The following is a 22,566-nucleotide window of genomic DNA, read 5'->3' as shown; positions in this document are numbered from 1 at the left end:
TCTAAGGCATGCGATAGAGCACCGTTTCCCACCAGACATCGGGGCGCTGCAGCTGGTCAACTGAGGACGTTAACTGCAAGGTAACTGGCATGACAACGCTATCGCGTGCGAGGCCATCCAGCTCCGTCTTACTAACCTCATGGAATGATCGCTCACCATCTCCTGGCCCGTGTCGCAGAGTGATCACCAACATGCCAGACGGCGCCAGCAGTTCAGTCAAAATACGGAACGCCCGCTCCCGGGAAGTGGGCGCCAGGTGCATCCACACCGCAGACACCAGCACCAGATCAAACCGGTAACTGAGCTTACGGATCTCGCTCAGATCCGGCAGGGAATCATCCACCCACTGAATACTGCAATGGGCCGTTGCCGCCTCACCCAGGCGACGCAACTCAGCCGCAGGCTCCACTGCGACTACATCCCAGCCACGCTCTGCCAAGGCCAGTGCATCCCGACCGCTTCCGGCGCCGACATCCAGAGCCAGGCCGGTTTTCTTGTCCAACTGGGGGAGCCAGTCGCTGTGGACCTGTTCGAAGGTCAGGGACTGGTATTGGGTGAAGAATTTTTGAGCGTTTTTGTTGTAGGGTCCGTAACTCATGCCACCGCCAGCTTCGCCGCCTGCTGCCACATAAAGTTCGGCATGGGCGTCCGGAGTTTCCAAGTGATGCTCATGGGCTGCGAACCAGTGTGAGACACGTAATCGACCTCCCCGTAGTTCACGTACCCCATCGTGCGACCATATTCGTCTTTCGTTTGCTCTCTCACAAACAGAAAAAGCCGTATGTTGGTGTTACGGTGCTGAATATAGTCTTTCCCTCTACCATGCTCTGGCCTTGAGCTGTTCTGCGACTGCCAGTGGAACAACTGCTCGTTGATGGCGTAGTCGTGGTACATGGTGGTAGGAGAAAACTGCTTTTCGTTTTTGTCTAAGGTGACAAACAAAAGCATGATTCTCTGCTCTTGAATTACAAAAACCCCCTCCATCGATCGTGGCATAGCCTCAAACGTCGCCGCTCCAAAACCTGCCAGTATTTGCTCCCGAGAATAGCGGGCATGGAGGCGCAAGGGCACTTGCGGCAATTCCGGCATGATGGGTTGTTCATGCTTGGTTTTCGCCAACTTCCAGCCCAATACATCCAGCAGTTCCTGCTCCAGCCCCAACCTGCTGAGCTCTGCCAGGCTTTGGGGGAGCGATGAAAACTCCAACTCTGGCCCGGCTTTTTGCCAGAAATCGTAATGGCACATTAACGCTTGGCGATTATTCGTGTCGCCCCAATGAAATCCTGACTGGCATAGTTTCCTGAGGAGCAGCAGGTACTGGTGATCGTCGCAGATCAGAATCCGGTTGTAGATCGCCTTTTTCGCCAGCTTGAATGGCGAATCATCAGGAACATTCTCATCTCTGGCTTTGGATACCAGCTCTGCCCAACTCCCCCGCCGATAAAGCTCGTTAAGATCAATGTGGGGATGATGCGTTATGAAATTCTTCAAAGTCAGAGGTTGGTTGGAATGCTGGGGAAACTGGCGAATCAGCGATACAAGCCGTTTCATCGTCAGAGTGGCCTGGCGGATGTTATTCAGCACCATCTCTTGGGTTTTCTTGGTGAGCTCAATTCGACAACCTAGCGGCGCATGGGGGAAACCTTGCTTGAGCTCCTCCGTGATTGAGCTTTCGGACTTACCCACCAGTGCCCGGAATTTATTGGCAAAATCATATTCAGGCCGGGAGTTACCCACAAAATCCAAGACTGTGCAGCACTCTTTGTCGTCCGCCAGCCGCAGCCCTCGGCCGAGTTGCTGCAAGAAGATGGTCAGGCTTTCGGTTGGGCGCAGGAACAACAAAGTATCCACTTCGGGAATATCGACGCCTTCGTTGAAGATATCGACCACGCACAGCACATTAATTTGCCCTGAGCGAATGGCTTGCTGTTTTTGTTGGCGCTCGTGGCTGTTGTCGCTGGTGAGCACATCCGCTTTGATACCGTGCAGCAGGAACTGTTGCGCCATGAAGTTTGCGTGGTCATGACCCACACAAAAAGCCAAAGCCTTCATACTTTCTAATTCAGTGATGATTTCCCGCAAGCTTCGCACAATCTTTTTTACACGATTCTGGTTGTGCGTATACAAGTTCGTCAGCTGAGTAATGTCGTAACGCCCACGACTCCAAGGAATGGTGCGCAGGTCAGTGTCATCATCTATCCCAAAGTATTGAAAGGGGCAAAGGTGCCGGCGGTTAATAGCTTCCGGCAAGCGGAGTTCGGCGGCAATCACACCGCCGAAGTCGCTGAGGATATCCTCATTGTCATGCCGCTCTGGTGTCGCAGTGAGCCCTAGCAGTATCTCCGGCGAGAAGTGCTCCAGTACCGCACGATAACTGGATGCGGCGATGTGGTGCACTTCGTCGATAACGATGTAGTCGTAATAGTCTTCGGTCAGTTTCAGCTGATCCAGCTGGTTGTTCAGGGTCTGGATCGATACGAATAACTGTCGATAGTGCTCAGGCAACTGGCCGCCCACCCAAAGTTCGCCGAAGCCATTATTTCGCAGCACGCCACGATAGGCTTCGCGAGCCTGCCGCAGAATTTCTTCCCGATGCGCCACGAACAAAAAATGAGCGTTTGGTTTGGATTTCAGGAACCGCTGAAAGTCAAAAGCCGAGATCAGAGTCTTACCAGTGCCTGTGGCCGCCACCACGAGGTTTCGGAAGCGCTGGTGCACATCCCTCTCAACCGCCAACTGTTCCAAAATATCTTTCTGGTGCGCAAATGGTGTGATTTCGAAAAAGTGAGAGATTCCAGGCGCGTCCAGTCCTTTTTGTTGTTTTAATGCGCGATGGAGCTTTTCAGTACTTTCAGCCTGCCCATCAAACAGCTCAAACTCCTCAGATGCCCAATAGGTTTCAAAGGTACTGAGGGACTTGTTAATAATGTGCGGGATTTCCTTCGACGTGATCTTCAGGTTCCACTCAAGCCCATTGGTCAGAGCTGAACGGGACAGGTTTGACGACCCGATATAGCCCGTGTGAAACCCGGAGTTTCTGAGGAACAAATAGCTTTTTGCGTGCAGCCTCTCGCGTTCGGTGTTGTAACTCAGCTTCACTTCGGTGTTCGGCAGGCTGGCCAAGTACTCAACGGCCTTGGCATCGGTTGCGCCCATGTAAGAGGTGGTGATGATTTTCAGCTCACGACCGCTGGCCGTATACTCCTCCAACTCTTTCCGGAAAATACGAATGCCGGCCCACTTGATGAACGACACCAGCCAATAAATCTTGTCGGCGGAAAGAATCTCGCGCTTAAGTTCGGATTCCAGTGAAAGGCCAGCGTTGCTGCCGGAAAACAGCTCACTTTGGGTAAGGCCGGTGAGAGGAAAAATGTCTTCCACGTATTGTTTGAGGTTGGCTGCAACCGGGTTTTCCAGTTCGTACAGTGCCGTCAGGATCTTTCCTTGGCTATCCAGAAGGTTCTCTTCCAGAAAGCCCTCATCCGAAATCTTGCCCTTGAGCCACATCAGCAACTGATTGGAGAGTTCAATCTGCTCCTGAAGGCGGTCGTCGCCCGACGGCACGGCCTCAATGGCGAATTCCAGGATATTGGACAGGAACCGTGAAAGCCACACGGAGGCTTCGGCGCTGTTGAGCTGGCGCTCGCCGACATAGAACTTGTCTCTATCCAGTCGACTCTCGATGAGCTTGGTGATTAGCTGCTCGTAGATTCCGGTTTGCTGCATCCATTACGTTCCGTGCTGACGACGACCATAGGCGATACTCTGAAATCGCTGACCGTCATGATTGCTTGCTAACGAACTCATCACTGAACCTTAGCCTTCAAGGCTCAGACTTCCAAGAAATTCCATAGGCTTGGCAGAGCAGCCAACGTTGGCCTTTCACTTTAAGGTTCAGCCCCTACATTATCCACAATACCCTTAACCCATATCGAAAATCCCTGTTTGCCTTGATATTCATCAGTGTTTACCATCGCGCCCCTTTAACCAATGCACCAAATCAGGGCAAAAGAAGATCATGGGACGCCGGAACGAGCAGCTGCGCTGGCAGTTAGCGAAAGGATTGCTTAACGCACTGCATCTGGAACGGCTGGCTAGCCGGTACAGTCGCACCACGGTTATGGCTGTTTTCAACCTGGTGAACGCTGGTTTCAGTATCGCGCTGGTGTCTTTTGTTGCGCTTGTCACCCAGGAAGCGTTTATCTTTCCTTCGCTCGGGGCGACTGCCTTTATCCTGTTTTATGTACCCATGGCCCAACCCGCTTCTCCAAGAAATACCCTGTGCGGACATCTGATTGGCGCTCTCACTGGGCTTTTCAGCCTGTACCTTTTCGGTTTGCAGGATCAGTCCTCCGCTTTTATGACGGGTGTCGACTTGCCTCGGGTGGGGGCAGCCGCTGTGTCGCTTGGGCTGGCAAGTTGCCTGATGGTGGTGTTCAAGGTAGCGCACCCACCCGCAGGTGCTACGGCGCTGATCGTGTCTCTGGGGCTGATGCCAGACCCGGCTCAATTACCTATACTGATGGCCGGCGTCGCTTTGCTGCTGGCGCATGCTTTTGTTATGAATCGCCTCGCCGGCATCCCCTACCCGCTGTGGTCCGCAGCCACAACAGGGCCCGTCATGCAGGATAGGAAATCAACATGCTGAACTTTCTGGGAACGAACTTACCCATCATTCAGGCGCCCATGGCAGGCGTGCAAGACAGCCGGCTGGTGGCGGCGGTTTCCAATGCCGGCGGGTTGGGGTCGCTGCCTTGTGCCATGTTATCGGCGGCGGCACTCAGGGCAGAGCTTGAAACCCTGAAAGCCAGCACTGATCGGCCGTTCAATCTGAATTTCTTTGCCCACACCCCGCCAGAGCCCGACCACTCCGCGGAACAGGCCTGGCGGACGGCGCTGGCGCCCTATTATCGGGAATTCGGGCTGGACGAAGGCGTGATTGCCAATGGCCCCGGGCGGCAACCCTTCAACGCCGAGATGGCTGACATTGTGGATGAATTCCGGCCAGCGGTTGTGAGCTTTCATTTTGGCCTACCGGCGCCCGAGTTGCTGCAACGGGTCAAAGCCGCTGGAGCTACAGTGCTGTCATCCGCGACCACGGTAGAAGAAGCCCTTTGGCTGGATGGCAACGGTGCCGACGGCATTATTGCCCAGGGGCTTGAGGCCGGTGGCCACCGGGGTATTTTCCTGACACAGGACATGAGCACGCAGATGGGGACGTTTGTCCTTTTACCCCAGGTGGTTGCTGCGGTGAGTGTTCCGGTTATTGCAGCTGGCGGCATTGCCGATGCCAGGGGCGTAAAGGCGGCACTGGCACTTGGCGCTGCGGCGGCCCAGGTGGGGACGGCGTTTATGCTGTGTCCGGAGGCGACAACCCGGGCGGTTCATCGGGAGGCGCTGAAAAGTGAGGCGGCCCGGCATACGGCCATCACTAATCTGTTCTCCGGGGGCCCGGCAAGAGGCATTATGAACCGGGTGATGCGAGAGCTGGGGCCGGTTTCTGATGTAGCGCCAGCCTTTCCACTGGCTACCAATGCCATTGCCCCCCTGCGCACGGCGGCAGAGGCAAATGGCTCGGGCGATTTCTCGCCGTTATGGTGTGGGCAGAATGCGTCCGGTTGCCTGGAGGTTCCGGCGGCGGAATTGGTCAGGCGTTTGGCCGGGGATTTTTGATAACCAAGGGGTGAAGACATAGCCTTCACCCCGAGGAGATCGGGTTTATGGAATAAAGCCGATGGCACTGCAGTCGTCAGAGCTGTCTACGATCTGGCCGTCGACTCTGATTTGCACTGCGTCTCCAGCTCCTTCAGTGCTCGTGCCAAAAAGAATCTCCGCCACACCATTGCTGGCTATCCGGAGAATGCCGGAGGCTGGGCACGCTGCGCCGTTGTTAATTTTCACAACTTGTGGAGTCGATAGCTGGATATAGCCACCAATGGCAGAGCCGATCAGCTTACCTTTGGTTGTGAAATCTATGGTACCGTCGTTATCCTCCAGTCGAGTTTCCGCGTCGGTTATGGCCGCGTATCGATCACCAACTTTGAACTCAAACACGCTGACGGTATCAATGAAACTGGCGAAACTTCCGGCTATTGAGTAATCGGCGTCAGCCCGCCCCCTTATTTTGATCTGTTCAGAATTCGACAACCGCAAACCTTCGATGCCATAGGTCTCAGAGCCCTCCAAAACAAAATCGGACGCCTCGTCACCGCTAAAACTGGCAACGAATCGATAGTCGCCACTGAGGCTAACGCTGCCGAGCACTTGAGTGTTGATGACACAGTCCTGTAGTAACCATTTCTCATCAATCCTGCCATCAGCACTCTCATCCGTCACAGTGGCAGTGCCACCTTGCTCACAGCTGATCGTGTCTGATGAGCCAGTATGTTGAGCGTCAAGGCTTTCCATCACCTCAAGGATCAGAGCCTGCCCCGTATTAATATCATCTTGTAAGCCCAGGATACCGCTAACATCCGACTCAGGACCAACCTCCACCGTTTGCTCCGCCAGATTATCGCTATCCAGAGTCAAGTTTGGTCCGCCAGAACCGCCACCACCACCACCTCCGCCGCCACAGGCCGCCAACAAGGTAACGCTGGATAACACTGCCAAGCCACGCACACCCTTCCTTACAGCAATCATAATTATTCCCTTTGTACAATCACACCAACACTTTGTGTCTCGTCGGGCTAATTCCTTAGCCCACTACTTGCTTCTATATTCAAGCACAGTTCGGAGACCGCTTTACAATAATGGGTCACATCGTCAAGTATGGAAAGCTGACCTGGCCAATCGGTATAAAATTAGGAGTCTTCATGCCTGAACAGTCTTTCCGTTTCCGCTTTCGGGTTCGCTACGGCGAATGTGATGCCCAGGGGGTGGTGTTCAATGCCCGCTATGCGGATTTCGTGGATATTGCTGTGAATGAGTATATCCGCACACTGTTTGGTGATTACCAGCACCTGCTTGATCAGGACCTGGACATCCAGGTAGTCAGCATGACCGTTAACTGGAAAGCACCAGCGAAGTTTGACGATGTGCTGGAAGCCCGCATCAGGGCCGGGCGGCTGGGGAATACGTCTTTCACTCTGCACCTGGAATTCTTCCGGCACGGTGACGGGCAATTTATCGCCGATGCAGACATCACCTACGTGGTTATCCAGCCTTCAAAGATGGCCAAGGCCGTCATTCCAGACAGCCTGAGAGACAAGCTGGAAACCGGTGCGCCCGGGGTACTGATCAGCCATGCCGGAGAGACTGCGTAGTCATCTATGAGGAAATCGATCAAACGCACACTGGCGCTGATTATGGCACTGCTGATGGTGGGCATAGCCTATCTCTGGCTGACCTTTGTCAGCAGTTTTGGCTACAACCCAACCGGGGAATTGCCGGCCATAGACGAGGACGAAACCTATTCGGTGTTTGTTTACGGCACCCTCACCCGTCCCTGGGTGCGCTGGCTGGTGATGGGGCGCGCGGGAAGCAGTGAGCCCGCCGGACTGCCCGGATTCCGAAAAGAAAAACTCGACTTGAAGCCAGACCCCGAAGCCGTGACACAGGGTGAAGTGATTGAAGTGAGCGCCGGCGAGCTCAGGGCACTGGACAGGTACGAACGGCTGGGCGTGCGCTACGAAAGAGTGGAGTTAACACTGCAGGATGGCCGATCAGCCTGGGTGTACAGGCTGATGGAGCCACTGATCCTTGAGATGGAGTAAGCGCTATTTCTTCACCCACTGGCCATTGATCTGAACGAACTGCCCTGCCGGAGTTTTCTCAATAGCTTTCTTGCCAGCCACCGTTTCCACCTGCGTAACCGGTATGTCGTGCCGCTCGGCAATACGGGCATACTCATCCCGGCGGGCATGGTTAATAGCTTGTACCACCGCAGGCGCATCGCCCTCTGCACGCACCACTTCCAGGTAGCCCGTCGGGGTTTCACCCACCAGGCCCTGCTGTTTGACGGTTTCCAGTTTCTGCTTGGCCTCTTCCAGGCCCATGGCGAGCGCCGGCAGTGCCAGGCCGATGGCCAGAAGGAAGGCGCCCAGTTGCATCAGTCGTTTCATCTTCAACCCCTTGATCTGCCCTTGGTCAGGCCGCTGTTGTTCAGAACAGGCCTTTATCGCTGAACAGTTCATCCACTTCCCTGTCCACTTTTACGTAGATTTCGTGCTGGATTTTAACGTTCAGGTTCACGGTAATCGGCTCTTTCGGTGCCGCCATCTGTACGGTTGGCGTGCAGGCGATGAACGCCAATGGCAGGACCGATATCATCAGAACTCTCATGGCCAGCGGCCTGCGTGACCGCCACACATTGATCATGGTTTTGCCTCCTGCCCGGACTGTTGCAGCCGCTCCCGAACGCGTTCGGTAACGGCTTCGTTCACCCTGCCGCTCAGCTGTAAGCTGGTTAACAGCGCAGGAATGTCTTCTTCAAGATTGATGTTCAGCACCACCGGCTGGCCGCCGCGAACGCCCGGGCTTTGCCCTTCCAGCCGCAGGCCTAACATCAACTTTCCATTCTTATCGTAGTCTATCGTGCTATCCAGCACCGAATAGTGAAAGTTTTGCAAAGCTTGCACCACCAGGTCCAAGGCCTGGCTACCGCCCAGCATGGCCTGCAATCGCTCGCCCGGCAGTCGAAGGCGGCCGCCCGGAACGATAGCTGCCATGGTGCCTTGTTCAACCTCTACCGATGTGCCGGAGATCATCAGCGGTATACGGCCATTAAGCCTGCCGGAGCCTTCAAACCCTTCGGCCGGGTAGACTTCCAACAGCCGTTCAAGCGATAACTCGTAGACGTCTAACGGGACGTTAACGGGATGATTGGCCAGGTCGAGGGTTTGCGGTGCAACTCTCAGGCGGCCATTGAGAAATTCGGCTGTGGCCTGCTGAATTTCTAACTGGCCTGTGAGCGGCTCGGCGGCCGGCGCCCGATAATCCGCCAGCAACCGCACCGGCCCTATGCCAATGCCGGAGTTGATCTGGCCTATGGTGATGTCGCGCAGGCGGGCAGCCAGTGATTCGTCTTCAAGGCTGAACAACAAGCGGCCACTCATATCGGAAAACGCCGTTCGATCGAAGACCCCGCTCACGCCCGCCAGATTCAGCCGGGCATCCAGTGCGAGGGGGGCGTCAGGTTCCAGCCGAAAGCTGGCGGCCGCCTCAAGCCGACCATGGTTTAACGTAAGCAATGAGGGCCACTGGGCGAGTGTGTCAGCGAGTGTCGTGCCGGCCTGGCCAGCGGCCATGGCCAAGTCTACCTGGCCAGCCATGAACTGATCGGCCCGATTTCTGAACACTACCTCCGCCTGCAGGCCGGAATCTGATCGCAGCAGGCCCTCAAGACGGATATCCGAGACAGCACCACTCACTCGCCCTTCAAAGCGCCACCCCTGGGGGTTCAGGCTGGGGTGCCGTAAATCGCCAACATCAATAGAGAGCTGGCCAGCCACCTTAGTACGGTCCGCGAAGCCGCCAGCGCCGCCCAGGTTGATGGTGAGGGTTACATCGGTCAGATCCAGCCGCACGTTGTTTAACACAACCGGGGAATCTCCGGCGTTCTGTGCAAGGGTGGCGGCCGTCAGTCGGGAGCCGGGTTTGAAACGGACGATAACCGCCTTGTTGTCTGCCTCAACCGAGTTAACCACCTCAGCCCGGATGCCGGTCACGCGCCAATCCGCAGCCTCGATATCCGGCAGGGCAATGCCCATTCGCCCCTGCTGCAGCAAGAACGACCAGTCCAACGCGAAAGCTGACGGCACCCACAGCAAGCAGGCCAACAGGATGATCAGCGATCGCCATGGAAATCGTCCGCGCGGGATCAATACAACACTCCTTTGCTCACAATCAGGTAGTATGTGCCGATAAACGCTGGCCATGACTATACAGAGCCAGCAAGCTGAACCGGGCACAGAAACTTATATGAAGATACCAAAACGATTACAACCCCTCGTTGATGAAGGCATGGTGGATGAGGTGTTGTACCAATTGATGAGCGGCAAGGAAGCCCAGGTGTTTGTGGTGCGCTGCGGCGACCAGGTGCGTTGCGCCAAGGTATACAAAGAGGCCCAGAAGCGCAGTTTCAAACAGGCCGTTCAGTATCAGGAAGGCCGTAAGGTACGGAACAGCCGTCGCGCACGGGCCATGAGCAAGAAAACGCGCTATGGCCAGAAAGAGCAGGAAGACGCCTGGCTGAACGCCGAAGTGGATGCCCTTTACCGCCTGGCGGAAGCCGGCGTTCGCGTGCCAGAACCTTTCGGCTTTGTTGATGGCGTGCTGCTGATGGAAATGATTGCCGACGGTGAAGGCAAGGCCGCGCCCCGGCTGGACGACGTTACCCTCACCCCCGAACAGGCCCGCAGTTACCACGGCAAGGTGATTGCCGACGTCGTGCGCATGCTCAGTGCCGGCCTGATTCACGGCGACCTGTCCGAATTCAATGTTCTGGTTGATGCCACCGGTCCGGTCATTATCGACCTGCCCCAGGCGGTCAATGCAGCTGGCAATAACAGCGCGGAGCGCATGCTCGAGAGGGATGTGGACAACATGCGCCGCTATTTCGGCCGCTTTGCCCCGGAACTGCTGACTACCGATTATGGCAAGGAGATCTGGGCGCTTTATGAAGCCGGCGACCTGCACCCCGACAGTCAGCTGACTGGCTGCTTTGAGCACGACACAGAAAGCGCGAACGTGGATGAGCTGCTCGATGTGATTGAAGCCGCCAAGGAAGAAGAATGGGAGCGCCAGGAACGCCTGCGGGATGCCGAAGACGATGACTGACGTTGCCACCGGGCATTGTACGAAAGCCGGAGGGCCCTGCGGCGTTTAATCGTTTAGAATGGCAGGATCAATCTGCGGACCGACAAACATTTCGTTCCCTCATCTCTGCGATCCGTAAAAGGTACACCATGCTTTCAGAACGTTTTTATACCGTCCAGGACGGACGCATTGTTATTACTGCGCCCCAGGCCAGTCATTTTGCCAAAGAGATTGCCGGAGACTTCAACCCGATCCACGATCCGGACGCCCGCCGCTTCTGCGTGCCTGGTGACCTGCTGTTTGCCATTGTGGTCGGGCGCTTTGGGTTATCAGAGAACATGACATTCCGATTCCGCAATCTGCTGGGGGCAGAAATTCCCCTGGAATTCCGGGAAACCGGTGATAACACCATCGAAGTCTGCGACGAAGCCGGCAAGGTCTACCTGGAAGTGAGCCGCAGCGGTGCGGTAATCCGAGACGAGCAAGTGATTGATGACTTCACCCGCGCCTACGTGGCGGCCTCTGGCAAGAACTTCCCCCACACGCTCAAACCGCTGATGGAATCCCACGGGGTCATGTTCAACCCGGACCGCCCCATGGTGATGTATGAGAGCATGAGCGTGGCCCTCAAGCAGAACGATAACCTTCAGCCCGAGCTGGAGCTGAACAAGGCGGATCTGGAAGTAGCTGGCAAGCGCGGCAACGTGACCCTGTCATACCACCTGATGTCCGATGGCAGCTCGGTTGGTGAAGTGTCCAAACGCCTGATGCTGGGCGGGCTCCGGGAATACTGCCCGGAGGCCATGGCTGGTATTGTTGAGGAGTTTTACCGGCTCAAGGCCCGTGGTACCCGGCTGGGCATGGAAAACGCAGATTAATCGCCCTCAGCAACCCGCTCAAAGGTGTGCAGGCAAACGTCTACCGTGAGTGACAGGGAGTTCAGGGCAGCCGCCCGCTCCCGGCCTTCCGCGTTTGCCCGGTAGAAATGGGGCGTCATCGCCAGAAGGTCTGCGATGGGCTCCGCCCCCGCCAGATGCAGTGAAAACCGAACATCTTCCGAAGCCACTCGGCGAAATCCTTCCGGGGCTGGCATCACTTTCTTCGATTCGCTCCGGATTTCAGGATAGATAATTTCCCGCAGCTCCCGCAGGTGATCCTGCCCTGCGTCCACCTGAATCAGCTTGCCGCCCGGTTTGAGAACACGGCCGAATTCCGGGTACACGGGAAAGCCAAACAGACAGAGAATACGGTCCAGTGAGCCAGGTAGCACCGGCAGATTCGCATTACTGCCCACCACCCAGCTCGGCCGTTTGTCTTCACGGGCTGCCGCCAGTACTGCCCATTTCGAGATATCCAGACCCAATAACGCCAGGGCGCGTTCCTCGCCCGCCGCCCGGGCCAGTTGTCGCAGGTAATAGCCTTCACCACAACCGGCATCCAGGCAACTCAGTGTGGTGCTGGCCGGCGCATCGTCCAGCGTTGCCCGCGACACCGCCTCGGCAATCGGCTGGTAATACCCTGCCTCAAGAAAACGCTGGCGTGCCGCCACCATCACCTTACTGTCACCCGGGTCCAGCGAACGCTTCTTCTGCACCGGCAACAGATGCACATAGCCCTGCCGCGCCACATCAAAATTATGGCCACTGGCACACCGCCACGAACCCGACTCCCGCTGCAAGGCAGCGCCGTCCAGGGGGCAGGCTAAGGCGTCAAAGGCTGTGATGGTCATTCAATATCCTGTTGTCCGGTTCATCCACCGCGGATTATACATGCTGGGGTCAGACCCCAAGACATTTCGCCCGGTCAAATGTACTGGGGTCAGACCCCGGTACATTTTGTTACATTCGGGGATGGCACTGGGAGCCCCCTTGCAGCCTGCTTATTAGGGGTATTCCTGATAAACTAGAACGCTTGGATTTTCGTATGATCTGCGCCATTGCCGTTTACAGGTAGCTCTATGTCTTTTGTTCCATCGCCGATTCCATTTGCCGCCGATTCCTGCCCTTCCCGCCGCTTCTGTGTGGCTCCGATGATGGATTGGACCACGCCGCATTTTCGCTACCTGGCGCGGATTCTGAGCCGCCGGGCGTTGCTGTATACCGAGATGGTGACCACCGGGGCGTTGATTCATGGGGATACCGAGCGGTTTCTGCGCCATGATCCTTCCGAATACCCGCTGGCGCTGCAGCTTGGTGGCAGCCATGCCGGTGAGTTGGCTCATTGCGCAAAGCTGGCTCAGCAGTTTGGCTTTGATGAAGTGAACCTGAATGTCGGCTGCCCCAGTGATCGGGTGCAGAACAACATGATCGGCGCTTGCCTGATGGGCCATCCGGACAAGGTGGCGGAAGGTGTGGCGGCGATGATAGAAGCCACGGATCTGCCGGTCACCGTCAAACACCGCATTGGCATCAACGGCCGCGAATCCTGGGATGAGCTGTGCGAGTTTATCGAAACCGTTGCCGCCGCCGGCTGCAAGACGTTCATCGTGCACGCCCGCATTGCCATTCTGGAGGGCCTGAGCCCGAAGGAAAATCGCGATATCCCACCGCTGAAGTACGACTGGGTGTACCGTCTGAAACAGGCCTACCCTCATCTTGAAATCATCATCAACGGCGGCATCAAAACCTTTGATGAATGCCACGAGCACCTGGCCCATACCGATGGTGTGATGCTGGGCCGGGAGGCCTACCACAACCCCTGGCTACTGGCCGACGTGGATACCGAATTCTTTGGTGAGCCGGCAGCTGCCACCAGCCGTCATGATGCCCTGCGCGCCATGTTTCCGTTTATCCAGCAGGAACTGGACCGCGGGGTGTACCTGACCCACATTACCCGCCATATCATGGGCCTGTTCCTGGGCCAGCCAGGAGGGCGACAGTTCCGCCGGCACCTGAGCGAGAACGCCAACAAGCCGGGTTCCGGCCTGGAAGTGGTGGAGCAGGCTCTGGCCAAAGTCAGGGAACCGGAACTCATTACGGAAAGTTGATCATCCCCATACCTTTTGTTGTCTTGTTCCTGTCGTAAGCTGCCGTTATTGTAGGGGTTACAAAGGTATTCTGGAGCTGGATACCGCCATAACACCGCACAACCGGGACGACACGACGAATGAACAGCAAGCTGGACCAACTGAAGACCATGACCACCGTGGTGGCCGACACCGGCGACCTTGACGCCATTGCCCAATGGCGGCCACAAGATGCCACCACCAACCCCTCACTGCTGCTGAAAGCCGCAGCATCGGAAGCCTACCGCCCGATGCTGGACAAGGCCGTCGCCTTCGCCAGCCAGCGCGGGGGCTCTGGCGCCGAACAACTGACCATCGCCACTGACATGCTGGCGGTGCTGGCCGGTAAAGAAATCCTGAACCTGATTCCCGGCGTCGTCTCCACAGAAGTAGACGCCCGCCTGTCGTTTGACACCGCCGCCACCCTGGAACGCGCACGCCGGTTGATCGACTACTATGACCGCCAGGGCGTAGACACCAGCCGGGTGCTGATCAAGATTGCCTCTACCTGGGAAGGCATCCGCGCCGCTGAGCAGCTGGAAAAAGAAGGCATCCACTGTAACCTGACCCTGCTGTTCTCCTTTGTACAGGCTGCCGCCTGCGCCGAAGCCGGTGCCTATCTGATATCGCCGTTTGTCGGGCGCATTCTGGACTGGCACCTGGCCAGCACTGGCCGCGACAGCTACCCGGCGGCGGAAGACCCGGGCGTGCAATCGGTCACCCGCATCTATAATTACTACAAGGCCAATGGCTTCAATACCGTGGTGATGGGGGCGAGCTTCCGCAATACTGGCGAGATTGAAATGCTGGCCGGCTGCGATCGCCTGACCATCAGCCCTGCCCTTTTGCAGGAGCTGAAAGACGATCATGGCGAATTACCCCAGCAACTGAACGCGGGCAGCGCAAGCACCGCCGACAAACCGTACCACGTGGACGAGAAGCGGTTCCGCTGGGAATCCAACGAGGATGCCATGGCCACCGAGAAACTGGCTGATGGCATTCGCCGGTTTGCCGCAGACCAGATTGAACTGGAAAGCCGGGTGCGACAGTTAGCGACCGAGGCTGCCTGATCAACACCCCAACCTTTACCCAAGGGGCGCTGTATGATTGATCGCCTGAAAAAACTGTTTGCAGTGCCGGAATCCGAGCCTGTGCAAACCGACGCTCACCAACTGGCGGTGGCTGCCACAGCCCTGATGGTGCAGCTTGCCCGTGTCGACAATCACGAGGACGAGCGCGAGCTGAAGATTATTGTCGATTTCGCCGTTCAGGCCCATCAGGTTACCCGGGAAGAAGCGGAAGAGATTCTTGCCGACGCCCTGGCACACGCAGAGGATTCCACGTCGTTGTATGAGTTCACCGGACAGATCAACGACCACTTTGACCAGCCCCAGAAACAGGCCCTGCTGGAGAGTATCTGGCGGGTAGCCCTGGCAGACGGCCGTATCGACAAATACGAAGAACACCTTATTCGCCGGATTGCGGACTTGCTGCATCTTAATCATCGGGAATTCATGCAGGCCAGGCACAGGGCGGAAGACGCCGCCGGTTAACCCCAAGGAGATTTCATGTTAGCCATTCTTCACCCCAACACAGAACTGGACAGCGAAGCCTACCGCCAGACCATGCATTACCTGGAAAACCTGCCCGGTGTCAGTGTTCGCGTACACGAGATTCAAGGCGCCAGCCAGCGGCTGACGGAGATTTATCTGCTGGGCGACACCAAAACCCTGAGCAAGGAAGAGATTGAAGCGCTACCCGCTGTGGAGCGGGCCATCCGAATTTCTGATGACTACCGCATTCTGGGCCGCCACAAAGACGATCACCGCCAGAGCGGTTTCACCTACAACGGCGTCGAGTTCAGCCAGAACAACCTGAACATCTTTGCCGGCCTGTGTGCAGTTGACGTGCCCGAGCACGTTGAGCAGATGATGCAGGCACTGGAGGACAATGGCGAGGTCTGCACCCGTATGGGCGCCTACAAGCCGCGCACCAATCCATACTCGTTCCAGGGGCACGGCAAGGGCTGCCTGCCCTGGGTCTTCGAGAAAGCCGGCAAGCATGGCATCAAGGTGATTGCCATGGAGATCACCCACGAGAGCCATATCGAAGAAATCGACACCTGCCTGGAGAAACTGGGCCGGCCCACCGGCGTGATGCTGCAGATTGGCACCCGGAATACCCAGAACTTCGAGTTGCTCAAAGCCATAGGCCGGCAGAAAACCTACCCGGCACTGCTCAAGCGCGGTTTTGGTATTACCCTGAACGAGTCGCTGAACGCCGCGGAGTACCTGGCCAGTGAGGGCAACGCCAACGTGATTTTCTGCCTGAGGGGCATGAAAACCGAAGCCGGCCAGCCGCACCGCAATATGGTGGATTTCGCCCATGTACCAGCGGTAAAGCGCCTGACGCGCATGCCGGTGTGTGTAGACCCGTCCCACTCCGTGGGCAGCCGGGACCGCTCACCGGATGGTATTCTGGACGTGATGCACGCCACCGCTCAGGGCGTGATCGCCGGCGCCAACATGGTGCTGGTAGACTTCCACCCGAAACCGGAGAAAGCCCTGGTTGACGGCCCCCAGGCCCTGCTGATGAAAGAGTTGCCGGCGTACCTGGAAGATATACGCCTGTGTCATGACACCTGGAAGAAACGCCAGGCTATTTACCAGACCCTCAAGGATAGTGCTGCAGAATGATCGTTTATGGTCACCGCGGAGCCAAAGGTGAGGCTCCAGAAAATACCATGCCCGGTTTTATCCATGCCTATCGGCATGGTATCCGGCACTTCGAGCTGGACCTGGTGCTGTCAAAAGACGGCGTGCCAGTGCTGGTACACGACCTGACGGTAGATCGGACTACCGGGCAGAAGGGCAATGTCGGCCATTACACGGCCGCTGAGCTGGCCGACATGGACGCTCGGCGCAACACCAGCGCCTGGCCCCGCAAAACGGGCATTCCCACTCTCGAAAACCTGCTCGACCAGTTCGACGATCTGGAGCACCTGCAACTGGAAGTGAAGAAGGACAACCGGGCCCGCCTGAACATACTTTGCAACCGCCTGACAGAAGTTATCCAGCGCCGGAACCTTTACCAGACCGCCGCCATTACCTCATCCGATCCCTGGTTCCTCAGGGAACTGAGGCGCCGTGACAAGAACCTCCGGATTGGCCTTGTGGCCGAGCGGAAGTTCCCCAAGCCGCTGAACCTGGCTACCCGGCTGGGCTGTGAGTATTTCTGCGCGAACTGGAAGATTCTCAATGCCGACATGGTTGCCCAGGCCCACAAGCGTAATATGCATGTGTCCACCTGGACGGTGAACCGCATTCACGACATGCTGAAGCTGGAAGAGATGGGCGTAGACAGCATTATTACCGACTACCCCACAAGCACACGGATGTTCTTCGATAACCGCGCCAGAGCCGTTCTGAGCTTGCCAGCGAAGGAAGGAATGCCCGAGCCGGCGTAATACCGGCTCGGGTACGGAACTGACCGGATTAGAAGATCCGGTTCAGGCCGTTCAATGCCGCCACCCGATAGGCTTCCGCCATGGTCGGGTAGTTGAAGGTGGTATTGATGAAGTAGTTCAGGGAGTTCGCCTCCCCTTTCTGGTTCATGATCGCCTGGCCGATGTGCACAATCTCGGCCGCCTGGTCACCAAAGCAGTGAATCCCCAGGATCTCCCGGGTTTCCCGGTGGAACAGAATCTTCAGCATGCCCACCGCTTCACCCGTTATCTGTGCCCGCGCCAGGTCCTTGAAGAAAGCCTGACCAACATCGTATGGCACTTTGGCTTCTGTCAGCTCCCGCTCGGTTTTACCTACGGAGCTGATTTCAGGAATGGTATAGATACCCGTGGGCACATCATCTACGTATCGGAAATACTCGTCCTGGGTGATGTCTGACGAAGCCGCACGGCCCTGGTCATAGGCTGCACTGGCCAGGCTCGGCCAGCCAATCACATCGCCCGCCGCGTAGATGTGGTCCACCTCGGTACGGTAGTGGTCATCCACTGCCAACTGGCCGCGACCATTGGGCACCAGGCCCACATTCTCCAACCCAAGGTTTTCCGTGTTACCACTTCGCCCGTTGCACCAGAGGAAGGCATCGGCGCGAATTTTCTTACCAGACTGCAGTGAAAGTACCACACCGTGGTCGTCGCCTTTCACCGATTCGTATTGCTCGTTATGGCGAACCAGCACACCGTTGTTGCGAAGGTGGTAGCTGAGCGCATCGGAGATTTCGTCGTCCAGGAATGACAACAGGCGACTGCCAGGGTTGATCAGGTCAACCTTTACACCCAGCCCGGCAAAAATGGAGGCGTACTCGGAACCGATAACACCGGCGCCATAGATAATGAGGGTGCGCGGGGTGTGAGACAGGTTCAGGATGGAGTCAGAGTTGTAAATCCGGTGATGGCGGAAATCCACATCGGGCGGCAGATACGGACGGGAGCCGGTAGCAATAATGGCCTGCTTGAAGTGGATAGTCTCAACCGACTTGTTACCGCGGATTTCCAGCCGATGCGTGTCTACAAACGATGCACGGCCATTGATCAGGTCTACCCGGTTACGGGAATAGAACTGAGTGCGCAGCTTTACCTGCTTGCCGATCACCTTCTGCGCGTTCTGCAACACCCTCGGGAAGGAAAACCAGCGCGGTTCGCCGATATCCCGGAACATCTGATTGGTGTTGAAGGTGATGATCTGCTTCACCGAGTGACGCAGCGCCTTGGATGGAATGGTGCCCCAGTGCGTGCAGTTACCGCCCACCGTCGGTTTGTCTTCAATGATGGCGACTCGCTTGTTGTGCTTGGCCGCGTTCATTGCCGCCCCTTCACCGGAAGGGCCGGCGCCAATAACGACGACGTCGTAATGATGCTCTGCCATGTGCGCAGTGACTCCTTATCTACGCCATAAAATGCGTAGTTTTATTTATTGATGAGTGTCGCTTACTTTTCTGTGCGCGAGGCGTCGTAGGCCAGGTCTTCCGCTTTCTCAGAGGCCCCGGTCTCGCTGCGGCTTTCCTCACACTTCTGCGTGTTACCGCCACAAATATCACAGGACTGGCTGATGCCCAGGGCACCAATTCCACCGCAGGTGCCGCTGATGGGCTTACGGCCAAAGATGACGCCAATCGACATGCCTGCAATCAGAATGCCCACAATGAACAAAACGAGAAGAAAGGTACCCATACTGACCTCCTTTACTGAACCACGAAGGAAGAGAAAGCCGGTGTTTCATGCACCTCAAAGCCGCTCTCACCTCGTACAATGAAATAAGCGGGAATATTTTCCCGCGTTGCCAGCGCCCGTGCCCGCTCATACCCCATCACGGTAAATGCGGTGGCCAGCGCGTCGGCGGTCATGCTGTCTTCGGTAATCACCGTCACAGACGCCAACCGGTTGGTGATCGGCTTACCGGTCGATGGGTCTATTGTATGCGAGTAACGCTGACCATCCGATTCGTAATAGTTACGATAGTCACCGGAGGTTGCCATCGCATGCTGGTCCATCGCGACAATCTTATTAACCTGACGCGCGCCCTCCGATGGCTGTTCAATCGCCAGGCGCCAAGCGCCGCCGTCGGGCTTACGGCCATTCACCCTCACCTCACCACCTATCTCAACAAGGTACGCCTGCACACCTTCACGGTCCAGGTAACGGGCCACCACATCGACGCCATAGCCTTTGGCAATCCCGGATAAGTCGATGTACTGGGGCTTGGCACTCCGCAAAGCCATGGTTTCGGCGTTCAGCTCCAGATAACGGTATCCGATGCCTGCCAACGCTTCCTCAAGCACCGCATCCGGTGGCACGGTCTCAGGCCTCGCATCAGGGCCAAAGCCCCAGAGATTGACCACAGGGCCAATAGTGATATCAAACGCCCCATCGGACAGTTCGGCAATTTCAATGGAGCGCTGTATCACTTCAAACAAAGCGGGGGAAAGCTCCGTCCACTCCGACTGGTCCTGTTTGCGATTCAAACGTGACAACTCGGAATCCTGCTTCCAGGTCGACATGGACGCATCCACCGCGTCCAACTCTTTCTGAATACCCTGAGCCAGAGTCTGCAGGCGTTCCCTGTCTTCTGGCAATACGACGTTTATGTGATAGGTCGTTCCGAAGATACCTCCGGAAATCTCCCAGACTTTTTCCTTTTCCTGAAACGAGCAACCCGCCAGGGCAGCCATGATCAGCGTCATAAAGACGCTGATCACAACCACCCTGACGGGTCCAAACATGCGGGATGTCATCTGAGCCTATTAACCTCCGAAATCATCCAGCATGATGTTTTCATCCTCAACACCAAGATCTTTCAGCATCTTGATAACGGACGCGTTCATGATTGGGGGCCCACACATGTAGAACTCACAGTCTTCCGGAGCCGGGTGGTCCTTCAGATAGTTTTCGTACAACACGTTATGGATAAAGCCGGTAGGGCCATCCCAGTCGTCAGTCGGAAGCGGATCTGACAGGGCACAATGCCACTCAAAGTTCTCGTTCTCGGCGGCCAGACCGTCAAAGTCTTCCACATAGAACATCTCGCGCACACTGCGGGCACCATACCAGAAGCTGATCTTACGCTTGGAATTCAGGCGCTTGAGCTGGTCAAAGATATGGGAGCGCATGGGCGCCATACCGGCACCACCACCGATGAACACCATTTCCGCGTCGGTCTTCTTGGCGAAGAATTCACCGAATGGCCCCATTACAGTGACCTTGTCACCCGGCTTCAGGTTGAACACGTAGCTGGACATGATGCCTGGCGGGTGATTGGTTCCCGGAGGCGGTGTCGCAATACGGATGTTGAACTTCAGAAGACCCTTCTCTTCCGGGTAGTTCGCCATGGAGTAGGCACGGATGGTGTCTTCCTTGTTGATCGCCTTATAGCGCCAGATATCGTGCTTGTCCCAGTCTTCGTGGAACTCTTCCTCGATATCGAAGTCCTTGAAATCGATTTCGTAGGGAGGGCACTCCAGCTGCACGTAGCCACCAGCGCGGAAGTCCACTTCCTCGCCTTCCGGTAGCTTCAGTACCAGTTCTTTGATGAAGGTGGCCACGTTGTGGTTAGACACCACCTCGCACTCCCACTTCTTCACGCCAAAGAACTCTTCCGGTACTTCGATCTTCATGTCCTGTTTCACAGGAACCTGGCACGACAGGCGCCAGCCTTCTTTTTCTTCACGGTTGGTGAAGTGGGTCTTTTCAGTGGGCAGCATGGCGCCGCCACCTTCCAGAACCTTGCATTTACACTGGGCGCAGGTGCCACCGCCACCACAGGCAGACGACAGGAAAATGCCGTTGCCCGCCAAGGTGTTCAGCAGTTTTCCACCTGCTTCCGTTTTCATGGTGTGTTCCGGGTCGTCATTGATTTCAATGGTGACGTCGCCGGTGCTGACCAGTTTTGAGCGCGCTGCCAGGATCACCGCCACCAGTGCAAGCACGATGACGGTAAACATGACCACGCCAAGAATAATTTCGGTATTCATGGTCTCGCCTTCTCGTAGTTATCCGATGATCCGGGTGCGCATTACAGCGAGATGCCGGAGAACGACATAAAGCCGAGCGACATCAGGCCGACAGTGATGAAGGTAATACCAAGGCCACGCAGGCCGTTGGGAACATCACTGTACTTGAGCTTCTCGCGGATACCCGCCAGGGCACCAATGGCGAGGGCCCAGCCCACGCCGGCGCCAAAGCCGTACACCACACTCTCACCAAAGTTGTAGTCACGCTCAACCATGAACAGTGACGCACCCAGGATTGCGCAGTTAACGGTGATCAGCGGCAGGAATACACCCAGCGCTGCGTACAGCGACGGGATGTACTTGTCGAGAACCATCTCAAGAATCTGCACCAGTGCCGCAATAACACCGATGTAGGTCAGCAGTCCCAGGAAGCTCAGATCCACATCTGGCAGCCCCGCCCAGGACAGGGCACCTTCACGCAGAACGGTATTGAAGATCAGGTTGTTCACTGGCACGGACAGAGTCAGTACAACAACCACCGCAATACCCAGGCCAATCGCCGCTTCTACCTTTTTGGAGATCGCCAGGAAGGTACACATCCCCAGGAAGAACGCCAACGCCAGGTTTTCAACGAAAATGGCCGTAACCAGAAGACTCAGATAATGATCCATTAGAAGGCCTCCCGGGTTTTATGGGCTGACATCTTGAAATCAGGCTCTTCAACCTGATCCGGCTTCCAGGTACGCAGTGCCCAGATGCCCAGACCGATGATAAAGAATGCGCTCGGCGGCAGCAGCATCATGCCGTTCGGCACATACCAGCCACCATCGTTAACCGAGGCCAGGATGGTGAAACCAAGCAGTTCACCAGAGCCGAACAGCTCACGGAAGAACGCCACGAACAGGATCGCAATGGAGTAACCCAGACCATTACCGATACCATCCAGGAAGCTCAGCATCGGCGGGTTCTGCATGGCAAAGCCCTCGGCCCGGCCCATAACGATACAGTTGGTGATGATCAGACCAACGAATACCGACAGCTGCTTGCTGATTTCATAGGCATAGGCTTTCAGCACCTGGTCGACCACGATTACCAGCGACGCAATGATGGTCATCTGTACGATGATCCGAATGCTGTTGGGAATCTGGGTACGAATCAGAGATACCGCCAGGTTTGAAAACCCGGTTACCGCAATAACCGAAGCACACATAACCAGCGTAACGCTCAGGCTGGTGGTAACCGCCAGCGCCGAACAGATCCCAAGAATCTGCAGGGCGATGGGGTTGTTACTGAAAATCGGTTCAAAAAGAACCTTCTTGGCTGATACGTCAGACATG

Annotated in this window: 24 protein-coding genes; 11 read left to right on the top strand and 13 right to left on the bottom strand. The window is 56.4% G+C overall.

The features are described 5' to 3' along the window. Window position 1: 1 nt before the first annotated feature. Window positions 2-661: a class I SAM-dependent methyltransferase gene (locus tag ACNSOI_RS07820; protein WP_342632260.1), complete on the bottom strand. Its 660-nt coding sequence runs from the start codon at window positions 659-661 to the stop codon at window positions 2-4. Next, entirely contained in the window at window positions 595-3,726 is a 3,132-nt protein-coding gene (locus ACNSOI_RS07815; protein ID WP_420195512.1) for a DUF3427 domain-containing protein, read from the bottom strand. The genes ACNSOI_RS07820 and ACNSOI_RS07815 overlap by 67 nt, the downstream gene beginning before the upstream one ends. Window positions 3,727-4,120: 394 nt before the next feature. Here ACNSOI_RS07815 and ACNSOI_RS07810 point away from each other — a divergent pair, with 394 nt between their 5' ends. Further along, window positions 4,121-4,648, top strand: coding sequence for an HPP family protein (locus tag ACNSOI_RS07810; protein ID WP_420195511.1), 528 nt, complete (start codon window positions 4,121-4,123; stop codon window positions 4,646-4,648). Then, complete coding sequence (locus tag ACNSOI_RS07805) at window positions 4,636-5,673, top strand: NAD(P)H-dependent flavin oxidoreductase (RefSeq protein ID WP_420195709.1); 1,038 nt, start codon at window positions 4,636-4,638, stop codon at window positions 5,671-5,673. The genes ACNSOI_RS07810 and ACNSOI_RS07805 overlap by 13 nt, the downstream gene beginning before the upstream one ends. Window positions 5,674-5,718: 45 nt before the next feature. On the opposite strand, the gene ACNSOI_RS07800 is transcribed toward ACNSOI_RS07805, so the two are convergent. Beyond that, the gene (locus ACNSOI_RS07800) at window positions 5,719-6,642 is read right to left on the bottom strand and encodes a hypothetical protein (protein ID WP_420195510.1); all 924 of its coding nucleotides are present in this window, start codon (window positions 6,640-6,642) and stop codon (window positions 5,719-5,721) included. A gap of 173 nt (window positions 6,643-6,815) precedes the next feature. Between ACNSOI_RS07800 and ACNSOI_RS07795 the strand changes: the two genes are divergently transcribed. After that, window positions 6,816-7,265, top strand: a complete 450-nt coding sequence (locus ACNSOI_RS07795) for an acyl-CoA thioesterase (RefSeq protein WP_342632255.1) — start codon at window positions 6,816-6,818, stop codon at window positions 7,263-7,265. Between the two features lie 6 nt (window positions 7,266-7,271). Continuing rightward, the gene (locus ACNSOI_RS07790) at window positions 7,272-7,715 is read left to right on the top strand and encodes a gamma-glutamylcyclotransferase family protein (RefSeq protein ID WP_420195509.1); all 444 of its coding nucleotides are present in this window, start codon (window positions 7,272-7,274) and stop codon (window positions 7,713-7,715) included. Between the two features lie 3 nt (window positions 7,716-7,718). On the opposite strand, the gene ACNSOI_RS07785 is transcribed toward ACNSOI_RS07790, so the two are convergent. From ACNSOI_RS07785 to ACNSOI_RS07775, 3 genes are read right to left on the bottom strand one after another with little or no spacing between them, the layout of a single operon-like run. Next, a complete protein-coding gene (locus ACNSOI_RS07785; protein WP_420195508.1) occupies window positions 7,719-8,063 on the bottom strand; it encodes a YdbL family protein in 345 nt (114 codons plus the stop codon). A gap of 40 nt (window positions 8,064-8,103) precedes the next feature. After that, a complete protein-coding gene (locus tag ACNSOI_RS07780) occupies window positions 8,104-8,283 on the bottom strand; it encodes a YnbE family lipoprotein (protein WP_058092783.1) in 180 nt (59 codons plus the stop codon). Between the two features lie 32 nt (window positions 8,284-8,315). After that, window positions 8,316-9,824 carry an intermembrane phospholipid transport protein YdbH family protein gene (locus ACNSOI_RS07775; RefSeq protein ID WP_420195507.1) on the bottom strand — a complete coding sequence of 503 codons (1,509 nt, stop codon included), beginning with the start codon at window positions 9,822-9,824 and terminating at the stop codon, window positions 8,316-8,318. Window positions 9,825-9,921: 97 nt separating this feature from the next. Here ACNSOI_RS07775 and ACNSOI_RS07770 point away from each other — a divergent pair, with 97 nt between their 5' ends. Both ACNSOI_RS07770 and ACNSOI_RS07765 read left to right on the top strand, forming a co-directional pair. Continuing rightward, window positions 9,922-10,779, top strand: a complete 858-nt coding sequence (locus ACNSOI_RS07770; RefSeq protein WP_420195506.1) for a PA4780 family RIO1-like protein kinase — start codon at window positions 9,922-9,924, stop codon at window positions 10,777-10,779. 128 nt (window positions 10,780-10,907) lie between these two features. After that, window positions 10,908-11,636, top strand: coding sequence for a DUF3581 family protein (locus tag ACNSOI_RS07765; protein ID WP_342632250.1), 729 nt, complete (start codon window positions 10,908-10,910; stop codon window positions 11,634-11,636). Here ACNSOI_RS07765 and ACNSOI_RS07760 read toward each other — a convergent pair. Beyond that, the gene (locus ACNSOI_RS07760; RefSeq protein WP_420195505.1) at window positions 11,633-12,487 is read right to left on the bottom strand and encodes a putative RNA methyltransferase; all 855 of its coding nucleotides are present in this window, start codon (window positions 12,485-12,487) and stop codon (window positions 11,633-11,635) included. The genes ACNSOI_RS07765 and ACNSOI_RS07760 overlap by 4 nt on opposite strands. A gap of 228 nt (window positions 12,488-12,715) precedes the next feature. On the opposite strand from ACNSOI_RS07760, the gene dusA reads away from it, so the two are divergent. The 5 genes from dusA to ACNSOI_RS07735 all read left to right on the top strand — a co-directional run bounded on the left by dusA (window position 12,716) and on the right by ACNSOI_RS07735 (window position 17,228). After that, the gene (gene dusA, locus ACNSOI_RS07755) at window positions 12,716-13,744 is read left to right on the top strand and encodes a tRNA dihydrouridine(20/20a) synthase DusA (RefSeq protein WP_420195504.1); all 1,029 of its coding nucleotides are present in this window, start codon (window positions 12,716-12,718) and stop codon (window positions 13,742-13,744) included. A gap of 119 nt (window positions 13,745-13,863) precedes the next feature. Beyond that, window positions 13,864-14,832 carry a transaldolase gene (tal, locus tag ACNSOI_RS07750; RefSeq protein ID WP_420195503.1) on the top strand — a complete coding sequence of 323 codons (969 nt, stop codon included), beginning with the start codon at window positions 13,864-13,866 and terminating at the stop codon, window positions 14,830-14,832. A gap of 33 nt (window positions 14,833-14,865) precedes the next feature. Further along, a complete protein-coding gene (locus ACNSOI_RS07745) occupies window positions 14,866-15,315 on the top strand; it encodes a TerB family tellurite resistance protein (RefSeq protein ID WP_420195502.1) in 450 nt (149 codons plus the stop codon). A 15-nt stretch (window positions 15,316-15,330) separates the two neighbouring features. Continuing rightward, window positions 15,331-16,458, top strand: coding sequence for a 3-deoxy-7-phosphoheptulonate synthase (locus tag ACNSOI_RS07740; protein ID WP_342632245.1), 1,128 nt, complete (start codon window positions 15,331-15,333; stop codon window positions 16,456-16,458). Continuing rightward, window positions 16,455-17,228 (top strand): glycerophosphodiester phosphodiesterase, encoded by a 774-nt coding sequence (locus ACNSOI_RS07735; protein WP_420195501.1) that lies wholly within the window; start codon window positions 16,455-16,457, stop codon window positions 17,226-17,228. The genes ACNSOI_RS07740 and ACNSOI_RS07735 overlap by 4 nt, the downstream gene beginning before the upstream one ends. Before the next feature lie 28 nt (window positions 17,229-17,256). Here ACNSOI_RS07735 and sthA read toward each other — a convergent pair whose 3' ends face one another. From sthA to ACNSOI_RS07705, 6 genes are all read right to left on the bottom strand, one after another. Continuing rightward, window positions 17,257-18,648 (bottom strand): Si-specific NAD(P)(+) transhydrogenase, encoded by a 1,392-nt coding sequence (sthA, locus tag ACNSOI_RS07730; protein ID WP_061331861.1) that lies wholly within the window; start codon window positions 18,646-18,648, stop codon window positions 17,257-17,259. A gap of 62 nt (window positions 18,649-18,710) precedes the next feature. Further along, entirely contained in the window at window positions 18,711-18,953 is a 243-nt protein-coding gene (gene nqrM, locus ACNSOI_RS07725; RefSeq protein WP_058090108.1) for a (Na+)-NQR maturation NqrM, read from the bottom strand. A gap of 11 nt (window positions 18,954-18,964) precedes the next feature. Beyond that, window positions 18,965-20,014 carry an FAD:protein FMN transferase gene (locus tag ACNSOI_RS07720; protein WP_420195500.1) on the bottom strand — a complete coding sequence of 350 codons (1,050 nt, stop codon included), beginning with the start codon at window positions 20,012-20,014 and terminating at the stop codon, window positions 18,965-18,967. A 9-nt stretch (window positions 20,015-20,023) separates the two neighbouring features. Continuing rightward, a complete protein-coding gene (gene nqrF, locus ACNSOI_RS07715; protein WP_061331858.1) occupies window positions 20,024-21,250 on the bottom strand; it encodes an NADH:ubiquinone reductase (Na(+)-transporting) subunit F in 1,227 nt (408 codons plus the stop codon). A 41-nt stretch (window positions 21,251-21,291) separates the two neighbouring features. Further along, entirely contained in the window at window positions 21,292-21,900 is a 609-nt protein-coding gene (gene nqrE / locus ACNSOI_RS07710) for an NADH:ubiquinone reductase (Na(+)-transporting) subunit E (protein WP_072677623.1), read from the bottom strand. Next, entirely contained in the window at window positions 21,900-22,565 is a 666-nt protein-coding gene (locus tag ACNSOI_RS07705) for an NADH:ubiquinone reductase (Na(+)-transporting) subunit D (RefSeq protein ID WP_058090112.1), read from the bottom strand. Before ACNSOI_RS07705 ends, nqrE begins: the two co-directional genes overlap by 1 nt. Window position 22,566 lies beyond the last annotated feature (1 nt).

It is taken from the genome of Marinobacter sp. GH_1, from assembly GCF_048595985.1.
GTDB lineage: Bacteria > Pseudomonadota > Gammaproteobacteria > Pseudomonadales > Oleiphilaceae > Marinobacter > Marinobacter shengliensis.
The sequence above is the reverse complement of the archived record's forward strand: the minus strand, read 5'-3'. Positions and strand labels throughout refer to the sequence as shown.

Coding starts and splice junctions, on each gene's coding strand:
- ACNSOI_RS07815 (WP_420195512.1), bottom strand. CDS start 3,726: ATGCAGCAAACCGGAATCTACGAGCAGCTAATCACCAAGCTCATCGAG.
- ACNSOI_RS07810 (WP_420195511.1), top strand. CDS start 4,121: ATGGCTGTTTTCAACCTGGTGAACGCTGGTTTCAGTATCGCGCTGGTG.
- ACNSOI_RS07800 (WP_420195510.1), bottom strand. CDS start 6,642: ATGATTGCTGTAAGGAAGGGTGTGCGTGGCTTGGCAGTGTTATCCAGC.
- ACNSOI_RS07795 (WP_342632255.1), top strand. CDS start 6,816: ATGCCTGAACAGTCTTTCCGTTTCCGCTTTCGGGTTCGCTACGGCGAA.
- ACNSOI_RS07790 (WP_420195509.1), top strand. CDS start 7,272: ATGAGGAAATCGATCAAACGCACACTGGCGCTGATTATGGCACTGCTG.
- ACNSOI_RS07785 (WP_420195508.1), bottom strand. CDS start 8,063: ATGAAACGACTGATGCAACTGGGCGCCTTCCTTCTGGCCATCGGCCTG.
- ACNSOI_RS07780 (WP_058092783.1), bottom strand. CDS start 8,283: ATGAGAGTTCTGATGATATCGGTCCTGCCATTGGCGTTCATCGCCTGC.
- ACNSOI_RS07770 (WP_420195506.1), top strand. CDS start 9,922: ATGAAGATACCAAAACGATTACAACCCCTCGTTGATGAAGGCATGGTG.
- ACNSOI_RS07765 (WP_342632250.1), top strand. CDS start 10,908: ATGCTTTCAGAACGTTTTTATACCGTCCAGGACGGACGCATTGTTATT.
- ACNSOI_RS07760 (WP_420195505.1), bottom strand. CDS start 12,487: ATGACCATCACAGCCTTTGACGCCTTAGCCTGCCCCCTGGACGGCGCT.
- dusA (WP_420195504.1), top strand. CDS start 12,716: ATGTCTTTTGTTCCATCGCCGATTCCATTTGCCGCCGATTCCTGCCCT.
- tal (WP_420195503.1), top strand. CDS start 13,864: ATGAACAGCAAGCTGGACCAACTGAAGACCATGACCACCGTGGTGGCC.
- ACNSOI_RS07745 (WP_420195502.1), top strand. CDS start 14,866: ATGATTGATCGCCTGAAAAAACTGTTTGCAGTGCCGGAATCCGAGCCT.
- ACNSOI_RS07740 (WP_342632245.1), top strand. CDS start 15,331: ATGTTAGCCATTCTTCACCCCAACACAGAACTGGACAGCGAAGCCTAC.
- ACNSOI_RS07735 (WP_420195501.1), top strand. CDS start 16,455: ATGATCGTTTATGGTCACCGCGGAGCCAAAGGTGAGGCTCCAGAAAAT.
- sthA (WP_061331861.1), bottom strand. CDS start 18,648: ATGGCAGAGCATCATTACGACGTCGTCGTTATTGGCGCCGGCCCTTCC.
- nqrM (WP_058090108.1), bottom strand. CDS start 18,953: ATGGGTACCTTTCTTCTCGTTTTGTTCATTGTGGGCATTCTGATTGCA.
- ACNSOI_RS07720 (WP_420195500.1), bottom strand. CDS start 20,014: ATGACATCCCGCATGTTTGGACCCGTCAGGGTGGTTGTGATCAGCGTC.
- nqrF (WP_061331858.1), bottom strand. CDS start 21,250: ATGAATACCGAAATTATTCTTGGCGTGGTCATGTTTACCGTCATCGTG.
- nqrE (WP_072677623.1), bottom strand. CDS start 21,900: ATGGATCATTATCTGAGTCTTCTGGTTACGGCCATTTTCGTTGAAAAC.
- ACNSOI_RS07705 (WP_058090112.1), bottom strand. CDS start 22,565: ATGTCTGACGTATCAGCCAAGAAGGTTCTTTTTGAACCGATTTTCAGT.